The sequence below is a fragment of the Halorientalis persicus genome (genome assembly GCF_900110215.1).
GTDB lineage: Archaea > Halobacteriota > Halobacteria > Halobacteriales > Haloarculaceae > Halorientalis > Halorientalis persica.
In genome coordinates this window covers 1-20168 of the sequence record NZ_FOCX01000018.1, presented here as the reverse complement: position 1 = coordinate 20168, position 20168 = coordinate 1, and the positions used below count along the sequence as shown (strand labels likewise).

At 55.9% G+C, this 20168-nt stretch carries 17 protein-coding genes; 11 read left to right on the top strand and 6 right to left on the bottom strand.

The annotated features are described in order from the left end of the window. Window position 1 precedes the first annotated feature (1 nt). Window positions 2-1126: an SMODS domain-containing nucleotidyltransferase gene (locus tag BMX17_RS16880; protein ID WP_092662245.1), complete on the bottom strand. Its 1125-nt coding sequence runs from the start codon at window positions 1124-1126 to the stop codon at window positions 2-4. Window positions 1127-1150: 24 nt separating this feature from the next. After that, window positions 1151-2179 carry a Cdc6/Cdc18 family protein gene (locus tag BMX17_RS16875; protein ID WP_092662243.1) on the bottom strand — a complete coding sequence of 343 codons (1029 nt, stop codon included), beginning with the start codon at window positions 2177-2179 and terminating at the stop codon, window positions 1151-1153. A gap of 1263 nt (window positions 2180-3442) precedes the next feature. Between BMX17_RS16875 and BMX17_RS16870 the strand changes: the two genes are divergently transcribed. Then, window positions 3443-4471, top strand: a complete 1029-nt coding sequence (locus tag BMX17_RS16870; RefSeq protein ID WP_170845456.1) for a DUF4367 domain-containing protein — start codon at window positions 3443-3445, stop codon at window positions 4469-4471. 1117 nt (window positions 4472-5588) lie between these two features. Further along, on the top strand, window positions 5589-5933 hold the full coding sequence (locus BMX17_RS16865; RefSeq protein WP_092662239.1) for a CHY zinc finger protein: 345 nt from the start codon (window positions 5589-5591) through the stop codon (window positions 5931-5933). Window positions 5934-6246: 313 nt separating this feature from the next. On the opposite strand, the gene BMX17_RS16860 is transcribed toward BMX17_RS16865, so the two are convergent. Beyond that, window positions 6247-6852 carry a hypothetical protein gene (locus BMX17_RS16860; protein WP_092662237.1) on the bottom strand — a complete coding sequence of 202 codons (606 nt, stop codon included), beginning with the start codon at window positions 6850-6852 and terminating at the stop codon, window positions 6247-6249. Window positions 6853-6935: 83 nt separating this feature from the next. On the opposite strand from BMX17_RS16860, the gene BMX17_RS16855 reads away from it, so the two are divergent. Further along, window positions 6936-7712 carry a methionyl-tRNA formyltransferase gene (locus BMX17_RS16855; RefSeq protein ID WP_092662235.1) on the top strand — a complete coding sequence of 259 codons (777 nt, stop codon included), beginning with the start codon at window positions 6936-6938 and terminating at the stop codon, window positions 7710-7712. Window positions 7713-8484: 772 nt separating this feature from the next. On the opposite strand, the gene BMX17_RS26735 is transcribed toward BMX17_RS16855, so the two are convergent. Then, window positions 8485-9531: a hypothetical protein gene (locus tag BMX17_RS26735; protein ID WP_211611376.1), complete on the bottom strand. Its 1047-nt coding sequence runs from the start codon at window positions 9529-9531 to the stop codon at window positions 8485-8487. Window positions 9532-9990: 459 nt separating this feature from the next. On the opposite strand from BMX17_RS26735, the gene BMX17_RS16845 reads away from it, so the two are divergent. The 6 genes from BMX17_RS16845 to BMX17_RS16820 all read left to right on the top strand — a co-directional run bounded on the left by BMX17_RS16845 (window position 9991) and on the right by BMX17_RS16820 (window position 15348). Further along, the gene (locus tag BMX17_RS16845; RefSeq protein ID WP_170845455.1) at window positions 9991-10938 is read left to right on the top strand and encodes a hypothetical protein; all 948 of its coding nucleotides are present in this window, start codon (window positions 9991-9993) and stop codon (window positions 10936-10938) included. 2 nt (window positions 10939-10940) lie between these two features. Continuing rightward, window positions 10941-11261: a DUF8156 family protein gene (locus BMX17_RS16840; protein WP_092662230.1), complete on the top strand. Its 321-nt coding sequence runs from the start codon at window positions 10941-10943 to the stop codon at window positions 11259-11261. After that, the gene (locus tag BMX17_RS16835; protein ID WP_092662228.1) at window positions 11258-11905 is read left to right on the top strand and encodes a ribonuclease H-like domain-containing protein; all 648 of its coding nucleotides are present in this window, start codon (window positions 11258-11260) and stop codon (window positions 11903-11905) included. Before BMX17_RS16840 ends, BMX17_RS16835 begins: the two co-directional genes overlap by 4 nt. 43 nt (window positions 11906-11948) lie before the next feature. Next, entirely contained in the window at window positions 11949-12344 is a 396-nt protein-coding gene (locus BMX17_RS16830) for a hypothetical protein (RefSeq protein WP_092662226.1), read from the top strand. A gap of 2 nt (window positions 12345-12346) precedes the next feature. Next, the gene (locus BMX17_RS16825) at window positions 12347-12913 is read left to right on the top strand and encodes a hypothetical protein (protein WP_092662224.1); all 567 of its coding nucleotides are present in this window, start codon (window positions 12347-12349) and stop codon (window positions 12911-12913) included. Window positions 12914-13197: 284 nt separating this feature from the next. After that, a complete protein-coding gene (locus BMX17_RS16820) occupies window positions 13198-15348 on the top strand; it encodes a type B DNA-directed DNA polymerase (protein WP_092662222.1) in 2151 nt (716 codons plus the stop codon). 166 nt (window positions 15349-15514) lie between these two features. Here BMX17_RS16820 and BMX17_RS16815 read toward each other — a convergent pair whose 3' ends face one another. After that, a complete protein-coding gene (locus BMX17_RS16815; RefSeq protein WP_092662220.1) occupies window positions 15515-15838 on the bottom strand; it encodes a DUF6788 family protein in 324 nt (107 codons plus the stop codon). Between the two features lie 1623 nt (window positions 15839-17461). On the opposite strand from BMX17_RS16815, the gene BMX17_RS16805 reads away from it, so the two are divergent. Both BMX17_RS16805 and BMX17_RS16800 read left to right on the top strand, forming a co-directional pair. Further along, window positions 17462-18838: a Cdc6/Cdc18 family protein gene (locus BMX17_RS16805; RefSeq protein WP_092662218.1), complete on the top strand. Its 1377-nt coding sequence runs from the start codon at window positions 17462-17464 to the stop codon at window positions 18836-18838. Window positions 18839-19078: 240 nt separating this feature from the next. Next, the gene (locus BMX17_RS16800; protein ID WP_092662216.1) at window positions 19079-19369 is read left to right on the top strand and encodes a PadR family transcriptional regulator; all 291 of its coding nucleotides are present in this window, start codon (window positions 19079-19081) and stop codon (window positions 19367-19369) included. Between the two features lie 203 nt (window positions 19370-19572). On the opposite strand, the gene BMX17_RS27710 is transcribed toward BMX17_RS16800, so the two are convergent. Continuing rightward, a partial coding sequence (locus tag BMX17_RS27710; RefSeq protein ID WP_244515032.1) for a hypothetical protein occupies window positions 19573-20168 on the bottom strand: 596 nt, incomplete at its 5' end.

Genomic DNA, 20168 nt, shown 5'->3' with positions numbered 1-20168 from the left:
GTCAGCTGTCCGACTCGGCGAACTGGTGATCAGATGGATCCTCTACCTGTGAGGACGACCCTACTGACATGGCTTTCTCCCCTCCATCGTCAGAATCGTCGTCGCTTCCGAATGGAGGGAATTTCTCGCCGAAGAGCTGGTACCAGTAATCCCTCGATGTTTCTTTGTCCTCCTCATCCAGTGCTGTCCGCGCGAGCGCGGCGGCATCCTCGGCCTCATCGTAGAACGCCGCGAAATCGTCCCCGTCGATTTGTTTGAGGACGTCATTCTCGGGGGTTTCCGGGAGCCCGTGAGCCGGCAAGACGGGGGTTTCCTCGGCCATTGCTTCGGTCTTGAACTGCCGTGTAAGTTCTTCGAGCGTCCTTGTCACGCCTTCAGCGACGCTGTCGATATCATCTGGACAGCACTGACCAACGATGTGCTCGAGGGGATAGCTTGTCGGTCCTTCGACGTCGGGTGTCTTCGTTCGCCGCCACCATTTGATGGCTTTGACGACGTTCACGTAGTGGCCATCCGTGATATCGTTCTTATTTACGGTGAAGGCGATAGTCGCGAGGGGATGGGTATTCTCCCACTCGTTTTCATCTCGATGTGGGATCTTGAGCGGTTCGTCCTTCCACTCGTCGTCGCCATCTGCCGACATATTGAGGGCCTCCGCCACGGTCGAAAGGTCGTCCGGAGTCAGGGCTGTGCCTACGTCCAGTGAACCCAGTGATTTGACGGCTTCTCGTGTTGCCTCGCTCGGTGCCGCTGTCAAGACGAGATCGATCTCCACCTCCTCTTCCTCGATTTTGTAGGAGTGGGCATTCGGTTCCCACTGCCCCTCATAGTGTTCATCCAGGAACGGCTCGCATTTTCTTAGCGCAACATCGGTATCGAGATCACTGCTGAGATCAGAGACAAAGACGACGTCAACGTCGGATTTCTCGTCTTCTTGCGGTCTGAGTGCCGTCCACCGACGGTAGCTCCCCTGTAGAAAGTCTGAAACGTAGAAATCGTCGATGTCATCGTCATTCTGCAAGTGGTCGCGGAGGGTTTCGTGGCCCTCCTTGTAGGCATCATTGTGCTCGTCCTGCGGGCGGATGTCTGACAGGAAGGTCTCGAACAGTGTGGGGAGTGTGGTCATAGTGTATCGATGTTCTGGAATGTTTTAAGTGGTTGTTGCAGCAGGCGGTGACTCAATGATCGCGTATTCTCGATCCCGGCTCGTGCCCTTGGCCTCGAGGAGGTTGTACTGAGCCATCTTCGAGAGATAGGACCGGACTGTCCGTTTCGTCCGGGGATCGTCTACCTCGTCCGTATAGTGGTCGTGAATCTCGCTCGGGCCGAGCGGGCCGTGCTCACGAACGATGTCGTAGACGACGCGCTGGTGTGGCGTGAGTGAATCGATGCTCTTCTGCTTGATCTGGGCCCGGGCGTCCTCGGCGGCGTCCAGGAGGATGTCGTCGGTGATGCGCTCGTGGTTCTCGCGGTTGGCCTTGCCGGCGGCCGTTCGGAGGATGCCGATTGCGAGGCGGGCGTCACCGGCGGCCGCATCGGCGATTCGGTAAAGGTGGTCGTTGGTGATGACGTCTTCGTCGAGCCCCCACTTAGCCCGAGCACTCAGGATGTCGTACAGCTGCTCGTCGTGGTACTTGTCCATTTGGACGTGTTCACTCGAACGGAGTCGACTCACGAGACGGTCGTCGACACGGCTGAACAATTCCTCTTCCTTGTTGGCGATGCAGATGATTGCGAACTGCGAGAGGCTGTGGAGGTCGTAAAGGACGCTTGGGTCTTCGAGCTGGTCGACCTCGTCAAGGATGATGACGGTTCGCGGGCCGTCGTATTGCTGGAGGCGGTCGACGAGTTCGTCGTGGGGCGTGGATTGGCGGTGGATGTCGATGGTTGCACCGAGATCGTCGAGGATCTGGTAGAGCGTTCGGAATCGAGTGTAGTTGCGCCAGCAGTTGACGTAGGTGGCTTCGACGCCGAGGACCTCTTCGCGAAGGCGCTCGGTGACGAACTGCGAGATACACGTTTTGCCGGTCCCGCTGGGCCCGGTGACGATAGCGGTATCTGCGGGTTCTTCGTTGGTGATGGGTTCGAGGACGGTTGAAAGGTGGTTGACTTCGGCGTCGCGATGCTCGACTTCTCGAGGGACGAAGCCAGCACGGAGGACACGAGCATCGCGGATCATCTGTAACTGACTGGTTTTACCGGCAAGTAATAAAAACGTAACCGGGTCATTTCCGGAAATGGCATGGTTGCACCTGTAGACCGCGATCCACTGTGCCGCCATCATGCGATTTTGTATGCGGAAATCCAGGATTTCCGGAAATTTCCGGAAAGTGGATTCTCTTCCTCGACAGTACTCCTAAAGAGTCAAGTAGCGAGTAACAGACTGAATAGCTAGACTCTCACGGATGTCTGATACTGAAACAAGCCCTGATGCGGAATTTACGCACCGCTACTCTGTTGGCCGACATGTTCTAGACCGAGATAAGGATGGGCAGACGAGTATGGTGATAGTCCATTAACCTGGTACGGTTGCCAGTGAGTGGGATGTCCCCGGAACTGGGCAAACAGTCGCAGATTTTAACGATGCCTACTGCCCAGATGCTCTGGTCAGTATTGTGGTTTTTGAGCAGGCACTTTCCGATGAGATCCCGGACTGGAATTCGATTGACGGCGCGGATCTCTGGGAAGCTGTTCAAGACACGTCAGTGGATCACTATCGGGAGAATTCGGGGTCTTCGGCGCCTGGGGCGTGTCCGGCACCTGTTCGGGCTGTCCGCTGTTCGTTAGTCTCAGTCACCAGTCCGAGCGATTTCGTGGCTGGTGTCGTCCTCCGAGCCTCGCCAGCGCTGAAGAGCGAGGAGAACGGTGATGGTAATGGTGACAATACCTGCGAACTGTGTTCGAGTAGGACGCATACCTGTCCCTTGTGGGAACTGAATAATAAACGAAGGGCCAGTGTTTCAGAGCTAGAAACTCCGTCGGATGCCGTCTCGGATTCTTCGGCGGCAGCGAGTACTCGGTGGTCTGGACAGACGCGCCACGGGATCATGATCCCCATCCGACATTGATCCACTGGAGCGAAGACGACCTCGGACTCGCTCCCTCGATGGGTGAACAGAGTGTGAACTACTGTGACGACGATCGGCTACGGATGTCCCTAACGCACACACCATATTCACCACGAGCGCGAGGCCGTAACTGAAGCCCTCCTCCATCTCTCGTGAAGGCCACCTTGGAGACGGACCGCTCCCCATCGAGCAGTGTATCCATTATTTAACCTTTTGGGGTGTGATTCCGGGTCGGAAACCCTGTTTCCCGTCTTACTATGATGGAAATGAAAGATGGGAGTGCAATGTCCGCTGACGACTTTCCGCCCTCCAGATTGGTCGCGATGCTCGGAGCCCTCCTCTTGGTCTTCAGTGCCGTGACCGGTGCTGCCGCAATGGCAGCCCCGATAGGCAGTACACCGACCGCTGACGGACCATCTGACGTCTCCGATACGTCCGGCGAGGAAATCGTCGACACGTTCAAACAGCGAGTCGACTCGATAGACACGCTGGTGATGACCAAGACGACAAAAATGACCATGAACGGGAACCAAACCTCGACGACCGAGACGAAACTCTGGGTCGACTTCGAGACTGATCGAATCCGACGCGAAGTCGCCGAATCCAGCTCTGGCTCGGAGACGATCACCGTCCGGAACGAAACCGGGACGATCACCTATAGACCTGATGAGAACCAGTACAATACGTACGACGTGGGCTCGAACGTCTCGACGATTGCCACACGCATGGTCGGGTCCGCCGAGTTCGAGTACGAGGCCAGTGAGACAGTCGACGGCAACGAGGTCTATCGACTCCGTGCGATTCCGAACACCACGGCGGACCGGAATGCTGACGTAACCGGGACAGTCTGGGTAGACACCGAGACGTACTTCCCGACGAAGGTGACCGTCGACACCGACACCGAGCGAATGAACTACACCATGACGATGCAGTTCTCGAACGTCAGCCTGAACGATGACCTGTCGGACTCGCGATTCACAATCGACATCCCAGCAAACGCCAGTGAACCCGAGCCGCCTCATCACGAACGACACACGTTCGATTCACTCTCGGATGTCCGTTCGGAAGCCGAAATATCGGTGCCCTCACCCGAGGTACCCGACGAATATGAGTACGAGTCAGCATACCTCACCGAGAGCGACGACTACTCGGTGGTGCGCCTTCGTTACACGAACGGGTCAGACGGCGAAGTGAGCCTCTCAAAGCGAACTGATACCGGCTACAACTACAGCGACAACGACGAGTTCGAGGCCGTCGATATCGGTAACCAGACTGGCTGGTACAACAAGTTCGACGGCACCTCGATGCTCATCTGGGAGTCTGCTAACCACACCTACACCCTCTATGGCGACCTCTCGGAATCGGAGACGATCGAGATAGCCGAGCCCATTGAGGTTGAATAAAGCGAGTGTTTCAGACCCTGCAATAGTGCCACCCGGTTGATACACCCACATCCCCTACTAGACATACCCGCCCGGGTCAGAGGCGGGACTCCCAGTATCTGACCACGGTTCAGAGCCGTCTCCGCTAGTCACCCGCTACTTCCAAACCCCCCTCTTTTTCGCTCTTCTGTCGGACCGCTCCAGTTTCGGCTTCTAGGTCGCGTCAGTCTTCGACTGTTTCGCAGTCGGTGTGCTGTCTCCGTTTTTGTCTCCGACGGCGCCTTTCGTCTGTCTGTATCATCGACAGCACCGATCAGCAACATCCAGCCGAGTGGTCACCGGTCGCCGAAGTCACTCTCAGGGAACGCTCTTGGGAAGCAGGTTGTTGGTGGCCTTAGCGGATCTTGTCTTGAGGTAGTAGAACCCGTATTCAGCTGGTCCCAACCTTGACATCCTCCTCCGCGTGAACGCGGAGGAATCCCGAGCGGTGGGAGTTTCAGGTGTGCAGTCCAGTCACCGGACTATCAGACCTTTCGGGCACGGGTAGTCCCACAGTGTCGGTCTGGTGGACTGCTGGCCATGCCAAATGGCCGTTACCCCTATCCTCGACCATGTACGGCGTCCCGGTGTTGTTTTTGCCAGCGGGACGCCGGCAGGTGTCAGCAGAGTTGAGGGTATCGTCTGGTTCGCTTCGAGCAGTCAGCACAGACACACGCTTCGAGCATGTGCGTTCACCGACTACCCTTGCGGATACTACCTCGTTACGTGGGCGGACAGGCCGTCGTCTGAGAGACTTCGTCTCTCGTGATCACGAAAATCTTTGATTTTCGAACGACCTCCGAAGGACGGTTCGGAATCCGCTCCGTTCCGACCAATTCCTACTCACAAGTTGGGCGGCCTATCACTTAAACCTCACCGTGGGAAACTCAGGGCAGGCGGTTGAACGGTGATCTGTTTCCCGAAGTGACGGCGCGTATCCACGCCGTGAACGGCGTGGTATTGCGCCTGTTCAGCCTATAACTTGACTCAGTCACCTCTGGTTCTCAGTAGCCTACGAACCGCAAGATGGTCCTCCACCAACAATGTACTTTAGAAGAGCGTGCGAGTAATTGAATAGTCGCGATAGTCGTACACGGATATGGCGCGTTCTGTCGGCAGCTACGAGGTCCACGGGATCGACGTGGGTCCAGAAACGCGGTGTGCCCACTACGAGAGCGAGCGGGACGTCATCGCGCTTCGACTGGGCTGCTGTGAAGACTTCTATTCCTGCCACCGGTGTCACGAGTCGGTCACCGACCACGAGTCACAGCCGTGGCCCCGTGAGCGCTTCGGGGAGCCGGCTGTCCTCTGTGGCGTCTGTAAAACTGCTCTGTCCGTCTCTGAGTATCTTGATGGGGAGCATACGTGTCCAGCCTGTGGTGTCGAGTTCAATCCAGGCTGTCGCAGGCACTATGACCGCTATTTCGAGGGTTCCATCGAATAGTCATCTGCAGATCGATGATGCGGTACAGCCGCATCTACGAGACGGTCTCTGATAATCCAGGTATGGCCAATTGCAAGAACGTCCAGCGCCTACTGAAGGGACATCCAGATGAATAGGTCAACTGGCACTGTTGATTATCCAACGAAGTCGGTACCGCGACCAGTACACGAGATCGTCTCGCTATGCCAGTCGAATTCGGATATAGCCGTTCAACCAGGGATGACCAGAATTTGAGAAATACATACACCCCCTTTCTCTGTGTGGCTAAATATAGAGGCTCAGTTCCGAAGAGCGGTGACGGCAGAAGTTTCCCTCAAGCTCGAACCCGTGTGATATTACCGTCTCGTAGCCACGCCTCATATCGGTCCGTGAGTCCGCGTGGGTCGCGCAGGCGGAGCAACGTATGCGGGAAGTCGCCCGGAAGCATTACGTCGAGAGTGTAGAGCGGTTCGTCGTCGAGACCGCCGTTTTCGCGTCGTGGCTGGACCAGCGTCTCAGACTCCTTCCCGAACGCGGGGGCATGGCCTGCCTGGTGGACGCGCAGTATCTGTGGCGCCTTCGGGCATACGTACACTTCGTTTTCCAGCGTATAGCCTCGGAGACAGCGAGTTGCCAGCCACTCACGCAGTCCGCGGACAAACATCCCTGAGTCGATCGCCCGGTCGGGGCCCCCGCCAGGGCCGTGATGGGCGTCGAAGGCCTTGATGTACCGGTACCAGTCGAGTTCGTACTCGAGGATTTCGGGGTTGTCGTGTGGTTCATCTCCGGGTCCGTCTCTAACTGCTTGAACCGACGAGATGGTCCTGTGCCAAAGCGACAGTACGGCGATGGCGAGGCCACTGACGAGGAGGACACCGACAGTCCGACAGGCGTCTCTGAACATCGTGGTGAGGGCGTTGCCCATGGAGAGGGGGGACATAGTTGCGTATCCAAACCGGATGAAATAGGCTTTGTGCCAATCGAGCAGAAGTTATATGCGCCTCAGGGCCCCCTCCCTCGATTGTGCGAGTCGTCCTGTTCACGAGTGCGGAACCACTCTATCTCCCTCGGTACCTCCAACCCATCTTTGAGGCTCACGCTGACACCATCGACCAGGTCGTCATCGCACCCTTCGATACATCCACTGTTGAGGAACTACGCTCGCAGGCGGGTATGTACGGTGCCAGCGCGGGCATCCGGATGGCGCTCCGCTACGGACGGAGTCGGGTGCTCGACGCGCTGCCCGGGCAGGTCGCCCGGCGCGTAACTGGTAGGTATCACTCGGTTTCGGCGGTCGCGCGAGCCTATGGCGTCACCGTTGAACGCATCCCCGACGTGAGTGACCCGACTTTCGTCGAGCGTATGGAGGCCCTCGAACCGGACCTGCTGCTCTCGATCGTGGCGGGCCAGCGACTGCCCAGGCCGGTACTGGAGAGTGCCGACGACGCGGTGAATCTCCACGGGTCGCTATTGCCGAAGTATCGTGGCCGGGCGACTGCCTTCTGGCCGCTGTTCTACGGCGACGCCCGAACGGGTGTCACAGCACATCGCATGACCGAGCGCTTCGACGCGGGCCCGATTCTCGCCCAGCAGGCGTTCCCCCTCGACGACGCCGACACCGTCGATTCGGTGTACCGCAAACTCGCCGAGACGGGTGCCTCCCTCGCGGTCGAGTTGCTTGACGCATATCCCGAATTGCCAGCCGAGCGTCCCAACGAGACGACCCCTGAAGACTACCACGGGCTTCCCGGCCCTGAGGAGCGACGGCTGTTCTACGAGCGAGGGAACGCGTTTCTTTAACGGACTCTCTATGACGGATATGCTCTCTATACAGCACCCGCTCTGAATGGAAGCTATGGCGAGGGCACTCAACAGTCGTGGTCTCGGAGACGTACGGGCAGCACCATGCCCCGCAGTTAGGAAACTCAGTGAACCTTCGGGTTCGGCGCTAACTCTACCAACGCTGGATGGTGGATAGGCTCGCGATTGGCTGGCTGGATCGCCCGCGTATACGCTTGGGGGAGCTACGTTCGACGACATCGCGATCCACGTCGTCCATCACACGCTCACCCCGCTGTTGCAGGTTTCATCGAGCGTGCGGTGCGGTCGGGGCATCTGCTACCCATGGGCTCACCCATTTAACCAACACACGGCAGGGACCGGTGGTTGTGTTGGTTAAGCCAGAGTGTTGCTGGGCTTCTGGGAGTGCTGGCGAGTACTGGGACAGTCCAAGGGGTGAGTTGCTCAGTATCTACCAGATGAGAGTTGCTGAATGGAGAGAATGTATACAGCAGCGACAATTGGGTTATTTCACTCACTTCATGCTGAACTGGCCCGCTCAGTAAACCTGCTTATCGTTCACCGTTTTCATCCTCAAGATCTCGAAGGTGAGTCTTCGTCATCAAAATATGAGCGGAGAGCAAGTTTTGTTCCAAGATAAGACGCACCGACGAGGAAGGCAAAAACAATAGGGAGCCAAAAAAGGATGAAAGGAAGTGCGTTAACCATACCAAGTACTTACGTTTGTTTCTGATATTTTTTCTGGATGAGGGTAATCAATAGCTACTCTGTATTATTCGTCTGTCATCCGTTTCTTCAAGAAGTATGCAGAGGCACCCCCGAGTGCAGCGAGGGCTGAAAAAGGACCGAATCCAGGTCCGATGCCACTTGAACCACTTTCTTCAAGATCAGATTTAGCTTGGACTTCTGGGTCGTCGGGCGCATAGTCATCTGAGTCAGGGACGCCATCTCCGTCGCTATCTTGCTCTGTGCGATGTGACCGAGCCGTCGATGGTTTCTGCGGATTCTCATCCTGAGAATCTGAAATGCCGTCACCATCGCTGTCGGGTTGCTGGGTCGACGGACCGGCTTCGGTGTTCCCACCAGCAACATCTGGGTCAAGCTTGAAAATTCGATTCTGATCCTTATCAATCATGTAGAGATAGCGGCCATCGTGCGCAATACCGATTCCGTAGTCAGCTGGATAGCTAAACCGCTGTTTAACAGTTCCGTCTGACGTAAACCTGAAGATATTGGCATTTGCAGTACCCCAGAAGTCGGTGCCATCGTAACAGAGCCCCTGAAATTCCTGAGGAACACCAATACTCCGATACTGGTTTGCAGCGGTGGTCAAAACCCGGACAATCTGTTCTCCTTTACTCACGAAAAGTCGGGTGCCATCGTTAGCTATTCCCTGATAGCCAAACGACCCACTGGTTTCGTATCGGGTCACTCGCTCACCTTGTTTGGTGATTTTGTACAAGACAGGCTGGCGGCTTTCGTGCAGAATAAACTCATCACCGACAGCAAAAAGGTGATCGTTCATCGCTGTGATGCCGTAGATGTCCGGCATCGTATCGTCGCCAGGGAATGAGAACGACTGCTTGATTCGGCCATCAGTCCCAAGTTCATAAATAAGGTCGCCATTGTCTTTTTCGTGACCGACCCACAGGCTTTCGCCGTCAAATGTAATCCCCCTCGCATTTGGTTTGGGAGGTGCAAATTGTGAGACTACTTTTGGGTTCGGATCTGTATCCTGTTGACCATGAACAGGTACTACAGATAGTGCTATCCCACCAATGCCACCGGCACTTGTCTGAAGAAACTCTCTTCGGTTCATGTCTGGCGACATCATGAGGGAAGTATAAAACATTCATTTCAATTTGGTTAAAAAACCACAATGGGGATGTAATAACACAGGTGAGCGGTGCTTTTCGACGTTTAAATTCTGAACTAATATTCCACACTTGTCACAGCGGGTACAGTCAAATCCACATTGAACACTACAACCGAACTGGTCCTAGTGTGATTGCTACATTCGCACTCTGTATTGAGCACTTAGTGTAGTCCAAGCTCAGTAATTTCTCAATGCTGACTAAGCGCCCTGTATTCAGCATCCTCTCTTTGGCATATCATCGATTGAGTAGTCCAGCGAGAGATTCCGGAAACCTTCTCGGAAACAGCCCAACTCACGCAGAAATCCCGTGACTGAGTCCAGATTATTAGCTGAGGCCTCCTTTCCATGAAACGCGGAAACGACACGCCGCGGCTTATTCGGGATGTGGGTATCTAGGTAACTATGCCCGATCACTCAAGATCGACATCAGACCGGTTGGCAGTGGATCAACCGACACGGAGTGCGGATCAAAATCGGTCCCTTACAACACAGGCCGACCCAGCCAGCGAGGGGATGTTGCTCCCATCACTTGATGACGGGATCACGCTGCTTGACGTAGACGGTGGCCGTGGAGTCCCGGTCCTTCAGTCGCTCGTGCTTGACCATCTCCTCCTGCACGATGGGCCCGCGTTCTGGGTGGACGCAAACGGCCACGCGACGACAACCTCACTCGCACAGATCGCTCCCAGCCAGCGCTTACTCGACCGGATCCACGTTACACGCGGCTTCACCGCTTACCAGCACTACGGTGCTGTGTGCGATCTCACGGGAGCGGTCAATCAGTCGATCCGGGAATCGACAGCCGACGACAACTCGAGAAGGCGACAGCCCACGGGTCAGGGCGATGGATCACTACACACCCCTTCGCTCATCGTCGTGCCGGACGTCGATGCCCAGTATCGTACGGATGATACCCTTGGCGAGGTGCAGTCCCAGACCCTTCAGGCCCGAACACTCGCTCGGTTGGCGACCTACGCCGATGGGTACGACATCCCGGTGCTCGTTACGCGAAACGAACGTAACGAATTCACCGAACCGGTTGCGACGGCAGCCAGCCACCACCTGAAATGCGAGCAAACGCGAATGGGGCCACGTTTCGTCGGCGACGAGTTCGAGACGCTCGTCTATCCCGTCGACGACGGCGCGTACTACCAGACGACGTTCGCGTACTGGCGGCAGCTGCTCGCGGCACGCGCCACACAGGTCGGCATGGAACCGACGACGCCGGCGCCGTCGACGCCGACCCCGGAGGGTGTCGGGACGGGCGTCACAGCTGACGGCGAGACGGTGTCGGTCACTGCGGATCCCCTGCTCGATGCGTGGACAGCACCTGGCACTGGAGGGCGATAGCGATGGGGCGCACGAATCCAACGTATCGAGATGCGCTGCGGGCTATCGAAGAGCGCTGGGCGGATTTCCGGCGTGCGCTTCGCCGTCGTGATCAGCCCCACTTCGATCGGCTCTTCGAGTACGCTCGCGAGCACGCCGACGCCAGCGGCCTGCTGAATCATCAGAACCCGCTGCTGCCGGCGTTGTTCAGTATCGATCTCGAACAGGAGGCCCGTCTCGACGAACACGAAGAGCGACTCGCTGAGCTTGAACAGGCCATAGCACAACACGACACACAGCAGTCAGCAACAGCCCCAGAGGAGGACACTGGAGGCGACACATGACGGACCTCTCTACAGTGGCGTTCGACATCGAAACGACCGGCTTCGAGACAGCCGACCAACTCACGGTCATCGGCTTCGACTCCACGGTCGCCTCACGTATGTTCCTCAATACGGATGGCGGAATGCCTTCTGACGACCTCGAAGAGCGGCTCAACGGGAACCTGAATGCACCGGTCCGACTCTCGGTTCACGGTAGTGAGCAGGAGCTTCTGCACGAGATGTCCGTGTTCGTGACGTCGACACTCACCCAGCGTGACGCGAAACTCGTCGCATACAACGGCGAGCGGTGGTCCGGCGGGTTCGACCTCCCGTTCCTGCGGACCAGATTGTGCACGCACGCCATCGACTGGCCGTTCGGGAGTCTTCCCTACGTGGATGTGATGGATGTCTTCGAGAAGCGATTCAACACGTCTGAAAACACACTCTGTGGTGTCTATGAGGAACTGATTGGCCACGGGTTGAACGATCTCGACCCATTCACGGACAGCGAAGCAGCAGTCACGACGTGGCAGGACGGAGCATTCGAACCGCTCCTCACCCACAATGTCGCAGATATTCGGCGGACGCGAGCGTTGATGGATCTCGCGGAACGGTACTGTTCGAAGTCCGACTTCTCGATGAAATCCCTCGAGTCGATCGCCTGATCGGCGAGTGAACTAAGTATGTGTAGACCCTACACATAGAGTGATGGCCGACGAGAAAACCCGCGTCGATTTCAATGCTCCAAAATCCCTCGTCGAACGTGCTGACAGCGTCGTTGAAATCCTCGATATCTCGCGGACCCGGCTCCTCATTGACGCTCTGGAGGACGAGCTCGAGGATCTGGCAACTGACGACGAGTTCCGACGGCGGCTGAGCGACGCCTACTACGACGATCACGTCGACTACGAGACCGTCGAAGCAATCCTCGGTCGTCAGGAGGCGATGCGATTGAAACTCCTCCGGGAATCGATAGACAGGACACCTGCCGAGCCCCAACTTGAGGACGACCTTCCGAGTGATGAAGCGTTCTACGACGACGAGATCTCCGAATGGACGGACTCGAATTCGTCCGAATCGTCGGACGATGAGTCCCACCTCTGACAATGTCGGAGCAGGCAGTCGCCGTTGTTGATACGAACGTACTGTTGAATCTCGCGACACCAGTTGTTGACGGACGTTCGCAGGCACCCTCCGGTGCGGACCCACTCAAAGCCCTCCTCACCGCGTACGATGTCCACACACCTGCGAGCGTCCTCGGCGAAGTCACCGATGCAACAGGGGGCGATGACCTCCTAGCTGTAGCTGCCGATCTCGTCCTTCAGGCCGCCCACCAGCTCACGACCCACGATGTCAATGACCGGACTGACGAGCCCCTTGACTACGGGCTTGATCGCGGGGAATCCGACTGCATCTGGCTGGCCAACGACTTGGAGGCGGACCTCATCATCACGGACGAATTCAATACGACCAACTATCTATTCATCAATCTTGCACTCGACGACCGAAATACGCTCTTCACGACACCACACATCCTCTGCACGCTCGCGGCCCACGAAATCTTACCCGGGGAATACGTCGATGCTGTGCTCACCTACTATGTTGAGACCAAAGGTTGGGATGCACAGTATGTGGCCCAGTTGCGCCAGCAGTATCTCGATGCGACCCGGTGAAGCAAGTGTGTTCGTCGAGCAAGTCGGGTTTGTTGCTGATCAGCAGCAGAGATCGGTAGTGATCGCTACCTATTAACCAACATCGGGGATAGTTGGAGATTGTTGGTTATCGCTGGTTTGGGAATTCTGGAAAGCATTCCGGAAACAGCCAATAATTGGCTAAAAAGTCGGAATACAGCGGTAAGAGAGTCCTTGTTACTCATTCCTGAAATCCGGAAGCGACACGCCAGAAGTAATCAGCGACTCGACTGTTCTGTACATTGTTGGAGGACTGTAACCAACGGATGTCATTCACGATCGACTTCCTCGACGACGGCCGTGTACTCGAATGGGAGGCAACCAGTGACGGTGCCATCGTGACCGAGCGCGACGTCTACACGCCCCGCTTCTACGTGGCTCCTCGTGCATCTGACGTAGATGTCGATCTCGAGGCCCTCCGGGCAGTCTACGACCGGCACCCGGACGTCGTCACGACCGAGATGGTGACGCAACGCCCCGGATTTCGTCGTGAAGAGAAGCCAGTCCTCGCCGTCGATGTCGAACACATCGACCGGGTCACCTCACTCGCTCAGCAGGCGCGCCAGTTGTCCGCATATCCAGTCGGGGATCTCGCCTGTTTCAACGTCGACTTCTCGCGAGAGTTTCGGTACTGTCTGGAGACCGGCGTCGATCCGACGCCGGCGAGCGAGCTGTCGACGCTCCGGCTCAGCGTCCCGGTGACCGAAACGAGCAACGACGTCTATGGGGAGCTGTCCGTCGCCGGCGACACCGTCACCGGCTCGCCGACAGATATTCTGACCGCCGTCCAAGCAGCGCTCGAAGCACACAAGCCGGACGTCCTCGTCTGCTCGACGAGCGAAATCATCCCGACGCTATATGAGATGGCGACGACCGCCGGCATCGACGGCTTCACGCTGAGTCGGTGGCCCGACGTGGGCTACCAACAGCTCGCAAGTCAGTCGACGTACTCGAGCTACGGTCGCGTCGGCCACTCACCAGCGCGCTACAACGTGCCCGGCCGGGCAATCATCGACGAGTCAAACACGTTCTTCTATGGGGAGACGAACCTCGATGGCGTCCTCGATCTCGTGTCGCGCTCGAAGAAACCGGTCCAGGAGCTTGCGTGGGCATCGATCGGGAACGTCCTTACGGCGATCCAGATCTGTGAGGCCCACGACCGCGACGTCCTCGTCCCGTGGAATTCCTGGCGCCACGAGTTCTACAAGCCGATGGGCACACTCCACGACGCCGACCGTGGCGGGTTCATCTTTGCGCCCGAAGTCGGCGTCCACGAGAACGTCCACGAACTCGACTTTTCGAGCCTGTATCCGAACATCATCTGTACCCGGAACGTCTCGCCCGACGTTATCCGGTGTGACTGCCACAGCGACCGCGACGACGTCCCCGGGCTCGGGTACTCTATCTGCGACGACCGCGGCTACCTGGTCGACGTCCTCCAGCCCATCATCGACGCTCGCGACGAGATCAAGGCAGCCATCCGTCGCGAACAACAGCGCACGAATCCTGACGAGGAACGGCTTACAGAACTCGAAGGACGGTCGGGAGCGCTGAAGTGGATTCTCGTCGCCTGCTTCGGGTATCAGGGGTTCAGCAACGCAAAGTTTGGACGCATCGAGTGCCACGAGGCGATCAACGCATTCGCTCGTGAAATTCTGCTGACGGCAAAACAGCGGCTGGAAGCCGGCGGCTGGCGCGTCGTCCACGGGATCGTCGATTCGATCTGGGTCACACCAGACCCTGAGGTTGAGAGCGACGACCGCGAGGACCTCGAGACGCTCGCGACGGAGATTACGGAACGCATCGAAATCCGCCTGGAACACGAGGCCCACTACGACTGGGTGGCGTTCGTCCCGCAACGCGAGAGCGACGCCGGCGCGCTGACGAAGTACTTTGGAAAGGTCGCCGGCGAAGATGAGTTCAAGATACGCGGTATAGAAGCTCGGCAGCGCTCAACCCCACGATTCATCAAGGACGTCCAGCGAGACTGTCTCGAGCGATTCGACGCAACTCGGTCGCCGGACGCAGTACTCGACCGTCTTCAAGACGCGATCAAGCGGCTTCACTCTGGAACGGTGCCGGTTGAGGAACTCGTCGAACGAAATCGCGTCTCCAAGCCACTCGAAGGGTACACGCAGAATACGCAGAATGTGGCCGCGCTGAAGCGGGCTCGTGATCAAGAACTCGCTGTCCACCCCGGACAGGACATCGAGTACGTTATCGTCGACGATGAGAAGCAGTCGCGAGAACGGGTCGCATTGGCTCATGAGGAGGTCGAGTCATACGATGCGTCGTATTACGAGACGCAACTCGTCCGGGCGATAGAGAGTCTCCTCTCTCCGCTTGGGTGGGATCGCACGGACATTCAACAAAAACTCTCAGGGATACGTGAGCCGGAGCTAACTGATTTTCAGTGACCGAGCAGTGAATGATACCAATGGAGGTCCGCGGTCACACTCCCTCCCTGCGCCTTCGATATGAAGATCGGTCAGTCTCCGACTCTTGCCGTCTGGAACATGGATTTTCACTTCGAATATGGAGAGCCACTCCAACAGCAAACCACGCGTTCTTTCGGGTATCTTCCTACTCGTCAGAATTGACTGGCCCCTTGTATTTGGACTTCACTTTGTCACCTTCCCTCCACTGCCAGTAGTAGTAGCGGTTGTCGTTGATCTCCTTGGTTGTGATCGTCGCCTTCGACGGGACATCGTCCGGAAGATCGTCCGTTCGTTCGTTGATCTCGTTCTCATCCGGCTCGTTCTCGAGGCGGGCTTTGCGAGCTTTGTGCTCTGCCAGTTCCTCAGCGTAGCGTGCAATACGTTGGAGCTGATCTGGGGAGTAGCCGTTGAGGGTTTCGACGATCTCTGTCGGGAGCTCCGCCGCCGGCGTCGGTGGCTCGTATGACATCGGCAGTCGCCTCGTGTTAACCAACAAAACGCCCATGAGTATAGGTCTGTTGGTTAATCAGATATCGTCCCGCCACGGGCTGAAGAGTGCGCAGAGTAAACGATTCAGGAACAGAGACGGGTTCAGGAATGAACCGCTTGGAGACAAGGGATTCAAAGACCGATTTGTCATCATGGTTTTCGGTATGTCCATGGGGCCTGCGGTGTACACCAGGTATAGACACACCCCCATGTCTGCAATTATTGTTAAAATATCTATGGGAGTCGAGTCGGGAAATCGTGGGTGACTGGGATGACCGCGGATACGCGATTCATGTCCCGGTCTGGAGGTTGGGATTCTCTCGGTGAATTAGGGTGGACACACCCCTTTGTCCGCAATTACAGTCTGTGCAATAATATATTCTCATGGGAAAGAAGGCGGGGTGGACACACCCCTTTGTCCGCAATTACAGTCTATGCAATAATGTATTCTCATGGGAAAGAAGGCGGGGTGGACACACCCCATTGTCCGCAATTACAGTCTATGCAATAATGCATTCTCATGGGAAAGAAGGCGGGGTGGACACACCCCATTGTCCGCAATTACAGTCCGTAGAATTATACACCCTTATCAGGAGAAAGTGAAATAGACACACCCCCCATGTCCGCAATTCCTGTTTGCGGAATTATTGCCCTCAGTGAATCGCCTCGGGGTCAAGCCCAGAGGCTTCCTGGCTGGATGAATCGACTCAACGGCAATTCCCTCGGCACGGGCTTTGTATTCGGTCTGCCGTCTCAACTCGCGGAACGCCCACTGCTGGAATTTCGGGGCGTTCGAGATGCGCTCGCGTATCTGTTTAAGTCCTCGAACACGATCACCGAACAGCCCTGTGACACGGCCTCTGCAACCAGTCGCTTCGACTCTTGATGTAGAAAGTCCTCGGATCACCGGGCTGTGACGGGTCAGGTAGTTATAGGAGCTTACGCGATTCCTGCCCGCCGTGAACGGCGGGACTCCCTCGCTGATTTAGGTGGGACGGACACACCCCCATGTCTGGAATTCCAGTCTGAAGAAGCATACATTCAAGCTGACAATACCACTCCCGACAGACTGGATAACATCCGTTCCACTAGATCCTGATTGTCAAAACATAGGAGAACCGTCCGACAGTGTGCCGTCTCCTGAAGAGTCCATACGTATCCTGGGTGCGAACGTTAATGTATTGGACCCCCACACACCCCCGTGTCCGCAATTATTGGCTGGAATAGTGCGGGACCAAATATACAAATAGAGGGTTTCACTTATAAATGGCGATGGAAGAGATTGATAGTGGGTGGAATACAAGGGTTTAAGCTGCTTTTCCTTGTCCTTTACCTTACCTAGTAGAAAAGTATTTATTTATATTGCAAAGATGGAGCGACAGTATCTCTAAAAAGAGAGGAAGAGACCCAATTGACTGTAGTAAACGGTGTTTAGAGGGTTGCTTGAGGATTCAGCTTGTAGTACCCCCTCCCCGTCTATCGAAGAAAATTGCAGACATGGGGGTGTGGGTGGGTTTTGGGTTGGTCCATTTCTGGACAAGCCAGACAACACTGACATTGCGGACATGGGGGTTTATGTATCGTCGGTTACAATCCCCGGTCAATGCCATCACGGTATGCTTCCACCTCTCATATCTTCCAGGAAGAAGAGGTTCTCCGGGAAGACTATCGGCCCGATGAACTCCCCGAACGCGAGGATGAACTAGATAATCTGCACATGGCACTCTCTCCTGCCGCACGAGGTGTCGGTGCAAATAATGCATTCCTCTACGGCAAAGCAGGCCAGGGGAAGACAGCTGCCGCCAAAACCGAGCTTGCCGAACTTGAATATCACGCAGAGGAAGAATCAGACCGTCTGGATTTGACAACACTGTATATCTCATGTGAAAGCCACGATCTCTCTACCAGCTTCCGTGCTGCCTCACGGATTTATATGGAACTCACGGGGAACGAACGGCCAACAGGTCACTCCACAGACGCCGTCATGGATATGATGTTCGAGGCGATGAACGATGTCGGCGGGACAATCATCATCGTTCTAGACGAGATCGATACTTTGGGTGACGATGACAGATTGCTCTACAGCCTTCCACGGGCTCGAGCGCAAAACTACGTTGGAGATCATGTCTACCCAAGCGTCATCGGCATCAGCAACGACTTGCAGTGGCGAGATAACCTGAGTTCAAAAGTCAAGAGTTCACTATACGACGATCAGATCCTCTTCTCACCATACGATGCCATCCAGCTGAAACAGATCCTTCGCCGCCGAGCTGCAAAGGCCTTCCAGGACACAGAACTGATCCCAGTCGACGAGGCAGACGTGACTGTTGAGGACGACACGATTATTGATACCGGCGAATTTGGATCTGATCCAGGTGAAGTCGTTGAGATTGATTGCAGTGGCGAGCAGTACGTCTTCCGGAGTGAAGTGCTCACTTCCGATGTTATCCCGCTGATATCAGCATTCGCTGCCCAAGACAAAGGCGATGCTCGGCAGGCGATTAAGTACCTCAGAAAAGCAGGAGAGATCGCTGATGCGAATGGGATTGAGCAATTAGATGAAGAAACAGTCCGACAAGCACAATCTCAGGTGGAGAAAGAAACCGTCACGGAAGCAATGCGAGAAATGACAACGCAGGCACAGCTGGCACTTGCCGCAATCACTGTCCTCGAGAAGTCAGGAGATACGCCAGTCCGAACCAAACCAGTCTACGCAATCTATCAAAATATTGCCGACGAGGTCGGCGCGGATAAGCTCGTCCAGCGGCGAATGCGAGACCATCTCATGGAACTCGACATGCAGGGAATTATCGACGCACGCAAACGAGCAGCCGGGTCAGTCGGTGGCCCCGCATGGCACTTCGAACTGCAAGTCGCGATCGATATCGTTGTCGAAGTTCTCAACGAAATCTCCCGCCTTGACGGTCTAAACCTGGATAAAATCAATCCTGGCAAAGGATCTAAAATTAGCGATTACTAGACACACCCAAGATTGAATTCCGACTAACTGAGCCTACTCTGCCTATGGAGCCCCGCTCTGATCGCCCCACTATTTGAAATCATCCCTACTGTGAGGTAACTCTGACACGGCGCATTCTATCCTTGGCCAATCGAGAACTGGGACCTACATGGTCTTCACTCGGCGGCAGGCTCACGCCCGAACAGGGTTTCAGATGTGCCGCCGAAATAATTTAATGCATCCGATAAGAACGTGAGTAGTATGCACGATCTGACTGGGTTTCAGCGTGATCTGTTGTACGTGATTGCCGGCTCTGAGGAGCCTCACGGTTTAGCAATCAAGGAAACCATGGACAAGTATTACGAGAGTGAAATCCATCATGGACGTCTGTACCCGAATCTCGATACGCTGGTCGAAAAGGGACTCGTCGAGAAAGGCACGAAAGACCAACGAACGAATGTTTACAAATTAACCAAGCGCGGCCAGCGCGAAATAGAAGCCCGGCGAGAGTGGGAGAGTAACTATCTCGATGAGAGTTCAGTACTGGCATAGGAACGAGAACACGGTTGTTCTATTCTCGCTTGGACAGTAGAGATGAGGTAGTCTATGTTGGTTCCAGACTCCTCGATCTGGAGATCAAGCATATTGGAGAAAGAGAGTGGTTTTAGCAGATTGGGTGAGAAGCCCCCCTCAAAGAGCGACCGAATGGGAGCGAGTAGGGTGGGGATGAATCGCCCTGAAAGGACACCTCTCCTTTAACTTCCTACAGGTAGATAATTGGGGTACGGCGCATGGATTACGCATTCAAGTATCGGTTGTTTCCTGACAGTCAGCAGCGGGAGCAACTGGACTGGGTGCGTGACACCGTGCGACAACTCTACAACCACGCACTCCACCGCTACAACCGGATACCCGAAACCGAGGGGACTGTCAAACAGCGCGTCACACAGGTCAGAGATGAGATACCCGATTTGAAAGACTGGTGAACTGATCTGACGAACATCTACTCGACAGTCCTTCAACAGGCTGTCGAGTAGATCGCCACCAACATCGAGAACCTCGGGAAGCTCAAGCAGAAAGGCTACTCGGTTGGGTCGGTAAACTGGAAAGCGCCACATGAGTATCGGAGTTTCACGTATCGCCAACGGGGTTTCGAACTCGATGAGAAGAGTGGCCCCAATGGACGTGGACTCCTGACACTCAAGAAAGTCAACGGCGACAACATCGACGTTCCGATACGACTCCACCGACCACTCCCAGACGACGTTGACGTGAAACACGTCACGGTCAAAAAAGACCACACGGGTGCATGGTATGCCTGCCTCAACATCGAACAAGATGCCGCCGAGAA

What these genes read in the sequence shown, in the direction of transcription:
- BMX17_RS16860 (WP_092662237.1), bottom strand. Translation starts at nt 6,852, where the DNA reads ATGTCCCCCCTCTCCATGGGCAACGCCCTCACCACGATGTTCAGAGAC.
- BMX17_RS16835 (WP_092662228.1), top strand. Translation starts at nt 11,258, where the DNA reads ATGACGGACCTCTCTACAGTGGCGTTCGACATCGAAACGACCGGCTTC.
- BMX17_RS16815 (WP_092662220.1), bottom strand. Translation starts at nt 15,838, where the DNA reads ATGTCATACGAGCCACCGACGCCGGCGGCGGAGCTCCCGACAGAGATC.
- BMX17_RS16805 (WP_092662218.1), top strand. Translation starts at nt 17,462, where the DNA reads ATGCCATCACGGTATGCTTCCACCTCTCATATCTTCCAGGAAGAAGAG.
- BMX17_RS16840 (WP_092662230.1), top strand. Translation starts at nt 10,941, where the DNA reads ATGGGGCGCACGAATCCAACGTATCGAGATGCGCTGCGGGCTATCGAA.
- BMX17_RS16875 (WP_092662243.1), bottom strand. Translation starts at nt 2,179, where the DNA reads ATGATCCGCGATGCTCGTGTCCTCCGTGCTGGCTTCGTCCCTCGAGAA.
- BMX17_RS16870 (WP_170845456.1), top strand. Translation starts at nt 3,443, where the DNA reads ATGGCAGCCCCGATAGGCAGTACACCGACCGCTGACGGACCATCTGAC.
- BMX17_RS16820 (WP_092662222.1), top strand. Translation starts at nt 13,198, where the DNA reads ATGTCATTCACGATCGACTTCCTCGACGACGGCCGTGTACTCGAATGG.
- BMX17_RS16865 (WP_092662239.1), top strand. Translation starts at nt 5,589, where the DNA reads ATGGCGCGTTCTGTCGGCAGCTACGAGGTCCACGGGATCGACGTGGGT.
- BMX17_RS16825 (WP_092662224.1), top strand. Translation starts at nt 12,347, where the DNA reads ATGTCGGAGCAGGCAGTCGCCGTTGTTGATACGAACGTACTGTTGAAT.
- BMX17_RS16830 (WP_092662226.1), top strand. Translation starts at nt 11,949, where the DNA reads ATGGCCGACGAGAAAACCCGCGTCGATTTCAATGCTCCAAAATCCCTC.
- BMX17_RS16845 (WP_170845455.1), top strand. Translation starts at nt 9,991, where the DNA reads ATGCCCGATCACTCAAGATCGACATCAGACCGGTTGGCAGTGGATCAA.
- BMX17_RS16800 (WP_092662216.1), top strand. Translation starts at nt 19,079, where the DNA reads ATGCACGATCTGACTGGGTTTCAGCGTGATCTGTTGTACGTGATTGCC.
- BMX17_RS26735 (WP_211611376.1), bottom strand. Translation starts at nt 9,531, where the DNA reads ATGAACCGAAGAGAGTTTCTTCAGACAAGTGCCGGTGGCATTGGTGGG.
- BMX17_RS16880 (WP_092662245.1), bottom strand. Translation starts at nt 1,126, where the DNA reads ATGACCACACTCCCCACACTGTTCGAGACCTTCCTGTCAGACATCCGC.